The sequence below is a fragment of the Acinetobacter brisouisimilis genome (assembly GCF_000368265.1).
Classification (GTDB): Bacteria; Pseudomonadota; Gammaproteobacteria; order Pseudomonadales; family Moraxellaceae; genus Acinetobacter.
The window spans coordinates 1644668-1655392 of record NZ_KB851219.1 but is presented as its reverse complement, the minus strand read 5'-3'; the positions used below and the strand labels follow the sequence as shown (position 1 = coordinate 1655392).

12 protein-coding genes and 1 other RNA gene are annotated in these 10725 nt (G+C 42.4%); 8 read left to right on the top strand and 5 right to left on the bottom strand.

All coding sequences use genetic code 11. The features are described 5' to 3' along the window. Positions 1 to 158: 158 nt before the first annotated feature. From F975_RS15330 to F975_RS11575, 4 genes are all read right to left on the bottom strand, one after another. Positions 159 to 827, bottom strand: a complete 669-nt coding sequence (locus F975_RS15330) for a tyrosine-type recombinase/integrase (protein ID WP_004753485.1) — start codon at positions 825 to 827, stop codon at positions 159 to 161. A gap of 392 nt (positions 828 to 1219) precedes the next feature. Further along, a non-coding RNA gene (gene ssrS / locus F975_RS15540) (6S RNA) lies at positions 1220 to 1405 on the bottom strand. Positions 1406 to 1494: 89 nt separating this feature from the next. Then, positions 1495 to 1782: a cell division protein ZapA gene (locus tag F975_RS11580; RefSeq protein ID WP_004753481.1), complete on the bottom strand. Its 288-nt coding sequence runs from the start codon at positions 1780 to 1782 to the stop codon at positions 1495 to 1497. Next, positions 1782 to 2336: a hypothetical protein gene (locus tag F975_RS11575; protein ID WP_004753479.1), complete on the bottom strand. Its 555-nt coding sequence runs from the start codon at positions 2334 to 2336 to the stop codon at positions 1782 to 1784. The genes F975_RS11580 and F975_RS11575 overlap by 1 nt, the downstream gene beginning before the upstream one ends. Positions 2337 to 2400: 64 nt before the next feature. Between F975_RS11575 and F975_RS11570 the strand changes: the two genes are divergently transcribed. The 6 genes from F975_RS11570 (at position 2401) to F975_RS11545 (ending at position 8607) form a co-directional block, all read left to right on the top strand. Further along, positions 2401 to 3006 carry a UPF0149 family protein gene (locus tag F975_RS11570; protein WP_004753478.1) on the top strand — a complete coding sequence of 202 codons (606 nt, stop codon included), beginning with the start codon at positions 2401 to 2403 and terminating at the stop codon, positions 3004 to 3006. A gap of 45 nt (positions 3007 to 3051) precedes the next feature. Then, positions 3052 to 4374: a Xaa-Pro aminopeptidase gene (gene pepP / locus F975_RS11565; RefSeq protein WP_004753477.1), complete on the top strand. Its 1323-nt coding sequence runs from the start codon at positions 3052 to 3054 to the stop codon at positions 4372 to 4374. Positions 4375 to 4393: 19 nt separating this feature from the next. Further along, positions 4394 to 5602, top strand: coding sequence for a 2-octaprenyl-6-methoxyphenyl hydroxylase (gene ubiH, locus F975_RS11560; protein ID WP_004753476.1), 1209 nt, complete (start codon positions 4394 to 4396; stop codon positions 5600 to 5602). Then, positions 5599 to 6831 (top strand): FAD-dependent monooxygenase, encoded by a 1233-nt coding sequence (locus F975_RS11555; RefSeq protein WP_004753475.1) that lies wholly within the window; start codon positions 5599 to 5601, stop codon positions 6829 to 6831. Before ubiH ends, F975_RS11555 begins: the two co-directional genes overlap by 4 nt. 139 nt (positions 6832 to 6970) lie before the next feature. Beyond that, positions 6971 to 7222 carry a hypothetical protein gene (locus F975_RS11550; protein WP_004753474.1) on the top strand — a complete coding sequence of 84 codons (252 nt, stop codon included), beginning with the start codon at positions 6971 to 6973 and terminating at the stop codon, positions 7220 to 7222. Between the two features lie 101 nt (positions 7223 to 7323). Further along, positions 7324 to 8607, top strand: coding sequence for an MgtC/SapB family protein (locus F975_RS11545; RefSeq protein WP_004753473.1), 1284 nt, complete (start codon positions 7324 to 7326; stop codon positions 8605 to 8607). A gap of 28 nt (positions 8608 to 8635) precedes the next feature. Here F975_RS11545 and rsmI read toward each other — a convergent pair whose 3' ends face one another. Continuing rightward, a complete protein-coding gene (rsmI, locus tag F975_RS11540) occupies positions 8636 to 9478 on the bottom strand; it encodes a 16S rRNA (cytidine(1402)-2'-O)-methyltransferase (RefSeq protein WP_004753472.1) in 843 nt (280 codons plus the stop codon). A 90-nt stretch (positions 9479 to 9568) separates the two neighbouring features. On the opposite strand from rsmI, the gene F975_RS11535 reads away from it, so the two are divergent. Both F975_RS11535 and F975_RS11530 read left to right on the top strand, forming a co-directional pair. Then, positions 9569 to 9970, top strand: coding sequence for a YraN family protein (locus tag F975_RS11535; RefSeq protein WP_004753471.1), 402 nt, complete (start codon positions 9569 to 9571; stop codon positions 9968 to 9970). 79 nt (positions 9971 to 10049) lie between these two features. Continuing rightward, positions 10050 to 10718 carry a BON domain-containing protein gene (locus F975_RS11530; protein ID WP_004753470.1) on the top strand — a complete coding sequence of 223 codons (669 nt, stop codon included), beginning with the start codon at positions 10050 to 10052 and terminating at the stop codon, positions 10716 to 10718. The last annotated feature ends 7 nt before the right edge of the window (positions 10719 to 10725 follow it).

Sequence of the window (10725 nt, the reverse complement as noted above, 5' to 3'; positions counted from 1 at the left end):
TGATTCCTGATTCCTGATTCCTGATTCCTGATTCCTGTGCAACTTTCAATCTTGCAGCTCTTCGGTCACTAATATGAGATTATCCACCACGATCGGTAAATACTTATAGATGATTATTCGCTCGTTTTTTACGTTCCTGCATAATTTTCCATAGTAAGCTACCCATTGGTAATGGTTAAGTCCTCACCATTTTTAGTGTCGGTAACTGTAATCGTTCCATATTTGAGATCAATATTTTTCCATTCTAGGCGTTCGGCTTCATTACGTCTAAATCCTGTTAATGCAAGAAGTAATAAAAAGTCTTGGTTGGTATAGGCTCGAAAATCGTCATTTTGCTCCCCAACCCAAGATGATGTTACTACTGCTTTGACCCATGCATGATGTTGATCTGATCTTACATATGTTCTTCGGCGCTTAATCCTATTCAATGAGTTATTTTGAGTAATGATTTTGGCGGGGTTTTCTGTCGTTATGATCAACTCATCCTTATCATTTAAATAATGCTTAGAACAATAGTTAAAGAGGGCGTGAAGAAATTTAATTGATAAGTTTGCTTGTGCTGGACTATTTTTGGATAAGTCAGAAAAGCGTTCCTGAACCATTTTTTTAGTGATCGATGTAAGCTTTAAATTATTCCAATCCTGAAAGTAGCTATTTATACAAATATCGTAGGCGATCAATGATGCAGATGATAAAGCCTTTTTCTCTTTATAAAATTCATAAGCATCTTTAAGTGTTGGGATTTGCTTATTCTTTGCAGTTTCTTGCTTGATTTTGGTAGATGTCTCCTGTTTTAGTGTATTTGGATCAATCCCCTTGGAAATCATGAGTAAATATTCACGTGCTTTCTCTTGTGCCTGAGCAACAGTTCACACTCCATGTTGCCCTATAGTAGTACGGCATGTTTTACCTCCGGGTAATTTCTTCTCAACAATATAACTTTTACTTTTAGTTACACGTAAAGCAAAGCCCTGTAGCTCAGAGTCTTTGTAGAAAACTTGCTTATCTGGAGAGAGTGGAAGGTTTTCAACAAATGTTTTGGTGAGCTTATATTTGTTTGTAGTCATGACTGAACGGTACTTATGACATAAGTATCGATAATAAAAAATGAATTAATATCTCTAGGGACTACATAGTGGCTACATTTTAGATTGTTTGAGGGGTTAATAGAATTTTATAAATTTTAATACGATATAAATTATTATTTTTATTTAAAAAATAGTACTCCGAAGATGCCGCTGCATGTCGTCACCCTTGAACCCTAAAGTTCAAGGTGGACACGACGCACACTTGCTGGGTTTCCTACTCTAAGGCAGGCATACACTCTAAATATGCAGAACGTAATCCTAAAAAAAAGATATCGGCTCAGGGGAATTCGACGCGCTGGCAAACATCTCAGAGACTATAAACAGTATAACCAATAACAAGAAGGATGCAAATTCCTGATACCAGTTCATTGTTAAGTTGTTTTTCAAGTGTTGAGGATTTGTGCGGTTATTCCACCATTTCTTCAACTTCAGTTAATAACGAGCTGAGAATTCGTTCGCAATGACTATATTCTTGTAGAGATTTATTCAATGCAAGAACTTCCTGCATGAGCTCTAAAGCAACCATAATCACCAGTTTATTGTGTTCAACACGAGGAGCATTACGGCGAAATTCCTGAAATTTCTCGTTCAGTAATTCAGCTGCTTTTTGTAGGTCGGCTTTCGTTTCGGAAGTTGTAGCGAGACGGAAAACCTGTTCGATAATACGTAATTCGACAGTGACAGCTTCACTCATTACGAATTTTCCTCATTCTGTTCAGCAGGGTTGGCAAGTTGCTGAATTTCTTGTGTGTATTGATCTTGCTCTGTACCTAGGACAGACAAACGATGAATGATGGCTTCAACTTTGGATTTTGCCTGTTCGTTCTTTTGAATCAGACGCTCCTGTTCCTGTTTTAAGGATGTAATTTCCTGTTGGGCATGTTTATAGTCATTTTGCAGTTTTTCTTTAACGACACGTAATTCATTGCGTTCGTTAAGAATTTCCTGAAAACGATTTTTGAGATCAGTACAGCTTTTTTCCAGACGGTTATAACGATCGGCTAGCGTGGTTGCATCTTGATTGAGCTGTTTATATTGAGACTGCAAGGTGCCTAAATGATCCTGCAAACTGTCAATCTCATCCTGCTTTTGCGTGATGATGCTATTTTTTTGCGTCAAATGTGCATGATATTGTTCATCGCTTTGCTGCTTTGAGGCAAGCAAAGACGTATTTTCACGCTCAAAATGTGCTAAACGGTTTTTCACTACCGCAATGTGTGCCTGAAGGCGCTTTAATTCTTCTAACATAACGTGGTCGCACAGTGCTGCAAACAAAGGTAATATATACGAAGTATAGAGATTGGATAAACGAATGCAAGACGATATTTCTGGTTGGTCTGAGTGGGAACGCAATTTTTCTTCTATTGAAGAAGTTTCAAGCCCAAGTGAGTTACATGGGCTATTGACTGGTATAGTTTGTGTGACACAACCACCAAACCGTGATGAATGGTTACAAATTCTGGCAACACTCCATGTGCCAGCACCAAATGAAGATGCATTGGTGCTTCTGAGCGATGAAGCAGAAGATGTTGCTCATGCATTGTCTGAAGATGAACTCGACTATTTACCATTACTGCCAGATGATGAACATATCTTGCAAGAACGCGTACAAGCGCTCGCTGACTGGTGTGCAGGCGTGGTACTGGGTTTTGGGTTGGCTTCTGGTCATCTGCGTCAAGATGAAATGGAATTGATTGAACATTTACAAGAAGTTGCAGCAGTTGAGTTTGAAGATTCAGATAATGATGAAGAAGGTGAAATCAGTTATCAGGAATTGTACGAATTTGTACGCCTGATCCCTGTGAGTCTTTCGATTGGGCGCAAGAAAGTTGAGATTGCAGAGACTCCTCTGCTTCAGCAGAAACAGCAAAAAGCAAGCCCTGTTGTTGAAATGTTTACCCCACATCGTCCAAGTTAATTGGATGATGTGTAGCATCTGATTATATTGATAAAGAAGAACATCATGAAATTGACTCAAATTGATTTTCAACAGCGTCGCGCCCAACTTGCCAAAAAAATGGGAGCGAACAGTATTGCGATTATTGCAACCAGCCCTGTGGCATACCGCAATCGCGATGCAGACTATAAGTTTCGTGCAGATAGCAGTTTCTTTTATCTGACGGGTTTCCCTGAACCTGAAGCTGTAGCCGTGATTGAAACATTTGAGTCGGGTGATGAATATAGCTATAGCCTGTTTTGTCGTGAACGCAATCGCGAGCTTGAGATCTGGAATGGGTATCGGGCAGGGATTGATGGTGCAATTGAAGATTATGATGCTGATGAAGCCTATGCAATTGATCTGCTAGATGAAGAAATTATTGAAAAACTGCTAGATAAAGATCGCCTGTATTATCGTATCGGGCATCAGGCAGAGTTTGATGCACGTGTTAGCCAGTGGTTAAAAAAGGCCGATGCACAGCAGCGTCAGGGGCATGAATCTCCTGCACAGCTGATCCAGCTTGACCGTATTGTTGACGAAATGCGTTTGATCAAGTCCATGCAGGAAATCGAACTGATGCAGATTGCATCGAAAATCAGTGCAAAAGCGCATATGCGTGCCATGCAAAAAGCTCGCCCTGACATGATGGAATATGCACTTGAGGCAGAACTGAATTATATTTTTGGGCAATACGGCTGTGTACCATCGTATAACAGTATTGTCGGTGGTGGCGCCAATGGCTGTATTTTACATTATGTGGAAAATAATCAACCGCTTAAAGATGGTGATTTGGTCCTGATTGATGCTGCTTGCGAATATGAATGTTATGCCTCAGACATTACCCGAACTTTTCCTGTTAACGGTAAATTTTCAGCAGAGCAAAAAGCGTTGTATGAAGTGGTGTTAGCTTCACAATATGCGGCAATTGATGCTGTAAAAATTGGCCATTCATACCGTGAGCCGCATAGTATCGCCACTAAAATTCTAACTGAAGGCTTGCTGGATTTGGGGTTGCTCAAAGGTGAACTGAACGAGCTGCTTGAAACCGAAGCGTATCGTCAGTTTTACATGCATGGGACAGGTCACTGGTTGGGTATGGATGTGCATGATGTGGGTACATACAAAACAGCGGGTGAATGGCGTGCTTATGAAGCGGGCATGGTGGTGACAGTTGAGCCAGGGCTTTATATTGCTCCCGATGATGAAACAGTCGATGAAAAATGGCGCGGCATTGGTATTCGGATTGAAGATGATGTCGTGGCGACTCAGCAAGGGCCGCGTGTACTGACTTCAGATGTGGTCAAAGATATTGATGATATTGAACATTTAATGGCCGAAGCACGTTAGGGCGAAGAGGAACTCAAAAATGCAACAACAAGTCATTATTGTTGGTGGTGGAATGGTGGGTTTGAGTTTGGCATTGATGTTGGCAAAAACCAATATTGCAGTCAAACTACTCGAAGCGATTCAATATCCTCAGTTTATTGAAGGACAAGATCTTCCATATCACTCCAGTTTTGATGCGCGAAATAGTGCCTTGTCACGTCGTAGCGTACAGATTTATCAGCAGTTGGGTTTGTGGGATGCCTTGCAACAACATGCAACGCCGATTTTGCAGGTGCATATTACCGAGCAAGGCAGTTTTGGTAAGGCTCGTCTAGTAGCTGAACAGGAAAATGTCGAAAGTTTCGGGCAGGTCATTGAAAATGCATGGCTTGGGCGAGTGCTACTGACCCAAGTCCGCCAGCAACCACTCATTGAACTGATTGATGGCGTACAAGTGACTGCATTAACTCAAGATGCAGAGCAAGTGACTATTCAGGCACAGCGTGGCACTGAGCAACTAGAATTTACCACTAAACTGCTCATCGCTGCTGATGGTCGAGATTCTTTATGTCGTCAGGCGCTTGGGGTGGGTGTCGATGAACATGATTATGATCAAGTTGCGATAGTCACGACTGTACAAACTTCAAAATCGCATCAGCATGTTGGATTTGAGCGTTTTAGTCCTTTAGGACCTTTAGCCTTGTTACCTTTACCAGGTGAATATCGCCGTTCTGTAGTCTGGCCAGTGAAAAAAGGCACAGAGCACGAATGGCTTGGCGAGGAAAATGATCAGCATTTTCTAGATGCTTTGCAGCAAACATATGGTGATCGCGCGGGACGTTTTGAAAGAACAGGCAAACGTTTTTGTTATCCGTTGTCACAAGTGTTAGCACATCAGCAAGCTGTTGGACGTGTTGTGATTATGGGCAATGCTGCACATACGTTGCATCCTGTGGCAGGGCAAGGTTTTAACCTGTGTCTGCGTGATGCCGATGTATTACTCCGTTTTATTCGCCATCAACTGGCAGTATCCGACGATATTGGTGATGCAGGTATGCTTAAGGCCTATGAGCAATCTCGTTTAAAGGATCAGCAACGGGTCATCAAATTCTGTGACAGCGTAGTACGTGGTTTTAGTAACAATAACCCTGTACTCAAAGTCTTGCGTAATGCAGGGTTGATTGCATTTGATGTGATTCCTGGTGTGAAGCCTTTGGTTGCCAGTTATGCGATGGGGTTAAAAGCATGAGCCAGCATGATGTGGTGATTATTGGTGGTGGATTGGTCGGTGGATTAACGGCATTGCTATTGGCACAAGGTGGAGTACAGGCGACCGTACTGGATGCAGCCCCAATTCTGGATGCAGAAAAAGTACTGGCTGAGCCTAATCCACGAGTGTTGGCGCTGAGTCATGCCACCATGCATTTGCTTGAACATGTTGGTGTATGGGAGTTACTGGCACGGCATATGCCTTATACAGGCATGCAGGTCTGGAATCAAAATGGCTATGGCGAAATTACTTTTGGGCAAACCAGTCCAAGTTTTCCAATTGCTGAGCAATGGCTCGGTTCAATGGTTGAGCCGAGTGTATTGAATTTGGCCATTCAGCAAAAAATGCAGCAAGAGATTCACGATTATCGTACACAGGTCAAAGTGGCACGTCTGGAACAGCTACCGCAGGGCTGGCAGATTACCCTGCAAGATGGCAGCACACTACAAGCCAAACTGGTGATAGGGGCAGATGGTGCAAACTCATTTGTACGTGACCAAGCCATGATTGGTTTAGATGTGCTGGATTATCATCAAGCTGCGATTAGCTGTGCCATTAAAACCACACAGCCACATGATTATGTTGCACGTCAGATTTTCTTGCCGACAGGCCCCTTGGCCTATTTGCCAATGTGCAGTTTGAAGCCTGAAGAGCAGGGTTACTGGCAATCCATTGTCTGGACATTGCCTGACGACTATGCTGAAGAATATGCCAAACTCGATGATGCTGCATTTATGCGCTTGTTAAATCAGGCAAGTCTGCACATGCTGGGTGAGGTCGTGGATGTGACGGCTCGAGCACATTTTCCCTTGAAAGCCCGTTCAGCCGAACATTATGTGAAAGCAGGTCTGGCTCTTGTGGGCGATGCGGCCCATGTGATTCATCCATTGGCTGGGCAAGGGGTGAATATTGGCTGTCTGGATGCTGCTGTACTGTGTGATGTATTGTTACATGATTTGTCACGTGGTGTTTGGGCACATGAGCAAACCTTGCGCCGCTATGCACATTTGCGCAAAGGACAAAATGAGGCCATGATGCACAGCATGTCAGCAATTGGTTGGTTGGAAAGTTCCGAGTTGAGTTTATTGATTTGGGCGAGAAGTTTAGGTCTGAAACAGGTACAAAACTATCCATTTGCCAAAGATCTATTTATGCAGCAGGCTAGTGGTGTGAGCACGTTAAAACCAACTCGTTATGCAGTTGTGTGACTACTCGGTGGTTTTTTGTCTAAAAACTGAGAATTTTTTAATTTACCCTCTTTGCGATTGGGGAATAGATTGATACATTTCTCCCTAATCGTTGAATGCTGAAAACAGTTCACACAATGCATAATTTGGGGAGTTACTCATGACGGATGAAATGAATAATTACGACGATGCAGATGATGCAGTTGTCGATGATGATGAAGCAAAAGCTGCCGAAAAAGGTGCGAGTGCTGCTGAAGATAATGTCAGTGATATGGATCTCGCAGAAGCAGAGAGTTTGACTGTTACGGCCAAACTAAAACAGCGTCAAGCTTTGGAAGATGAAATTGCTGCATTTCTAGCACGCGGTGGGCGAATCACTGAAGTCCCACCAGATGATGGTACACACGACTAAAAATAAAAAAGCACTAGCGTATCTAGTGCTTTTTTATTACCCAACGGTTGTCAGAATACTTCATAATGGGTGTGAAATTATAAAAATAACTTGGACACGCCATGAATTTGCCTTTGCATACATTATATGAAACTGTTGAATTCAAAGATTTGATCGCTGTACTGGCGGCTGCGTTGGGTTGTGGGTTATTGATTGGTTTAGAGCGTGAACGACATCAATTCCAAGAACAAAAACAAGAATTTGCAGGATTGCGCTCTTTTTGTCTGAGTGCATTGCTGGGAGTATTGTGTTTTTCTTTTGGCATAGAAATCGGGGCTGTTGGTGCGGTACTGGTGGGCAGTCTGGCATTGTATACGGTGTGGGTACAAAAAGAAGATCATGGTGTGACTACCGAACTTGCATTTTGCATGACTTACTTTATTGGGGCGCTGTGTTGGTGGAATATTGCGATTGCTGCCAGTGTGTCGGTGACAGTAACCATTATTTTATGGGCAAAACAGGATTTGCATGGCATTGCCAGTTCTTGGATTACTGAAGCAGAACTTCGTGATGGTCTGTTGCTTTTAGCCTTAACGCTGATTGCTTTGCCACTGATACCGAATCAACCTTTTTGGGGACCTGTACTCAACCCTTATCTAATTGTGAAGCTATTGGTTTTGATTTTGGCGGTACAAGCATTGGCGCATTTGGCACAGCGATTATTCTCCAATAAGCAGGCCTTGATTTTATCGGCATTTGCATCGGGTTTTGTATCCAGTACGGCAACGATTGCCAGTCTTGGGGTTCAGGTGCGAACCAGACAAGCGAATCCGATTCATCAGGCCGCTGCAGCACTGGTTTCGTGTATATCTACGTTGATAGAGCTGTTATTGATTGTAGCAAGTACAAGTTGGGTTTGGTTTAAGCTGATTCTGTTGCCTTGCGTCATCGCTGCGGCAATTTTAGTATTAGCCGTATTTTGGTTGCTGCGATTCGGCGGAAAAAACCAAGAGCAGGGTTTTGATGCGAATCCTGCAAATTCACGCATGTTTAGCCTCAAGCAAGCCAGTTTAATTGCTGTGATACTGACGCTTATTCAGGTGGCAGTTTATGGTTTGGGATTGTTACTGGGGCATGCAGGGCTAATTGCAGGAACATTACTGGCTTCGTTTTTTGAAATACATGCTGCAATTGCTGCATTAGTGTTGCAGGGTGCACCAAATTCAGCACAAGGCGGCATTTTATTATTTGCATTGATGGCAGGTTTGTTGATGCATGCCGTTGCCAAGAGCATCAATGCAGGGTTATCTGGTGGCTGGAAATATGTACTGGCTTTTGCGCCAGTACAGATTTTGCATATGCTGGTTTTGGTGGTCTTGATTTGGTCGAGCATTCACTTCTTCTAGTTGCATAAGTGAATGCATCATAAGATGCTTAATCTTCAGATTGAGTCAGTTCTAATGCACGCTGATAAGCAATTTTTTTCTTTATACCAGTGAGATCAGCAACAATTTGTGCTGCGACTTTAACAGAAACGTCTTGCAACAAGCGTTGTAACCACTCGTCGAGTTTGGCTTGGCTTAGGTCTTTCTCAGTGCTTGCGCCACCAACAACCAGTACAATTTCACCTTTTTGCTGATTATGGTCTTGCTCAATAAATTTGACCAATTCACCCAGTGTCATTTTCTTAATGGTTTCAAAAGTTTTGGTAATTTCTCGGGCAAAACCTACTGCACGATCTGCACCAAATACTGCTTGCATATCTTTGACACACTCTAAAATACGATGTGGCGCTTCATAGAAGATCAGGGTTTGAGTTTCATCTTTGAGTTTTTCGAGCTGACTGATACGTTGTGATGACTTGGAAGGGAGAAAACCTTCAAAGCTAAAGCGGTCACTTGGTAAACCTACTGCACTCAGTGCCGCAATTGCCGCACATGCCCCAGGGATAGGAGTCACCCGAATACCGTGTTCTTGTGCAGCACGTACCAATTTAAAACCTGGGTCGCTAATGAGTGGTGTGCCTGCATCGCTAATCAAAGCAAGGTTTTCACCATTTTTTAATTTTTCAATCAGTTGATGAATTTTACTGGCTTCGTTATGATCGTGGCAGGCAGTGAGTGGTGTTTCAATATTAAAATGTTTGAGTAACTGTGCGGATTGGCGGGTATCTTCGGCTGCAATCAGACTTACAGATTTCAGAACCTCAATTGCACGAAAGGTCATGTCATCTAAGTGCCCAATGGGGGTTGCAACAACAAATAACTGAGCACTCATATATTCTCCGACACAATAACTAAAAAGCGTAGTTTACCTGATTTTTCAGTGTATCTGAGTCATTCGTATAATTAGAGTCAATCATTTGATATGAAAAATAGTAATGCTTTTGGAATTTGGGCAGAACAATTGGCACAGCGCTATTTGCAACAACAAGGCTTTACTTTACTGGTACAAGGTTACTGTTGCCGTTATGGTGAAATTGATTTAATCATGGTGAATGCTGAGCAGTTGATTTTTGTAGAAGTCAAAGCGCGTGCTTCCACAACTTTCGGCGAGGCGAGTGAAAGTATTTCTTTAAATAAACAGCGAAAGGTTATTCGGACAGCTGAGCATTTTTTACTGGAACATGCTGAATATCAAAATTTCTCCTGCCGTTTTGATGTGATTTGTATTCAAGCGCAGCAACAAATTGCAAAAATGCTACAGCAAGACTTTTCTCAGCTCACTTATGATTTGGACTGGATTGAAGCTGCATTTACTTTGGATTGAGAGTTCTTTAAGCTGTATCGAGATTGCGAAGCAGATTATTGAAAGATAGAAGAATATAGTGACAAAGGAGTTTTTCTGAGTGTCTAAGCGTATTGTATTGGCATTATTATGTGCTGCAAGTTTATCGGGTTGTGCAAGTTTTGTTGCAGGAGGAACGGGAACGACCCCAGTGGGGACACAAAGTGGTTCGCGTTCGCTCGGGCAAATCGTGATTGATAAATCAATTGAACGTACTGCATTGATTAATTTGTATAAAATAGATGCACGTTTTAAGCAGTCACGCGTGAATATCAAAAGTTTTCATAGCAGTGTCTTGCTGACAGGGCAAGTTCCTGACGAGCATTTGAAACAACTGGCTGAAGACAATGTCAAAGCCATGAGTGATGTGAAATCGGTACATAACTATATTACGGTGGGTAACCAAATTAGTTATTCAACGATTTTGCAAGATGCTACCGTAACGGCAAATGCACGTGCATTGATTGCAAAAGCCCCTGTAGTTTCAGACAGTAAAGTCTTGGTGCATACAGAAAATGGCGTGCTCTATGTGATGGGCCGTTTGAATAATGGTGAAATTGCAGACTTAAACAGTGTATTATCCCAAGTCGGGGATGTGACCAAAATTGTAACCTTGATTGATAATATTGACCCATCTAATGTTCAACCAAGTGTGCAAACTCCAGTTGCAGTTGACTCCAATAACATGTCCCCGACAACAGCGACAGCAACACCTTATAATGACCAATAAATCCGAG

Excerpts from the sequence above, each read along its gene's own strand:
- F975_RS15330 (WP_004753485.1), bottom strand. The coding sequence starts at position 827 with ATGATTTCCAAGGGGATTGATCCAAATACACTAAAACAGGAGACATCT.
- F975_RS11580 (WP_004753481.1), bottom strand. The coding sequence starts at position 1,782 with ATGAGTGAAGCTGTCACTGTCGAATTACGTATTATCGAACAGGTTTTC.
- F975_RS11575 (WP_004753479.1), bottom strand. The coding sequence starts at position 2,336 with ATGTTAGAAGAATTAAAGCGCCTTCAGGCACACATTGCGGTAGTGAAA.
- F975_RS11570 (WP_004753478.1), top strand. The coding sequence starts at position 2,401 with ATGCAAGACGATATTTCTGGTTGGTCTGAGTGGGAACGCAATTTTTCT.
- pepP (WP_004753477.1), top strand. The coding sequence starts at position 3,052 with ATGAAATTGACTCAAATTGATTTTCAACAGCGTCGCGCCCAACTTGCC.
- ubiH (WP_004753476.1), top strand. The coding sequence starts at position 4,394 with ATGCAACAACAAGTCATTATTGTTGGTGGTGGAATGGTGGGTTTGAGT.
- F975_RS11555 (WP_004753475.1), top strand. The coding sequence starts at position 5,599 with ATGAGCCAGCATGATGTGGTGATTATTGGTGGTGGATTGGTCGGTGGA.
- F975_RS11550 (WP_004753474.1), top strand. The coding sequence starts at position 6,971 with ATGACGGATGAAATGAATAATTACGACGATGCAGATGATGCAGTTGTC.
- F975_RS11545 (WP_004753473.1), top strand. The coding sequence starts at position 7,324 with ATGAATTTGCCTTTGCATACATTATATGAAACTGTTGAATTCAAAGAT.
- rsmI (WP_004753472.1), bottom strand. The coding sequence starts at position 9,478 with ATGAGTGCTCAGTTATTTGTTGTTGCAACCCCCATTGGGCACTTAGAT.
- F975_RS11535 (WP_004753471.1), top strand. The coding sequence starts at position 9,569 with ATGAAAAATAGTAATGCTTTTGGAATTTGGGCAGAACAATTGGCACAG.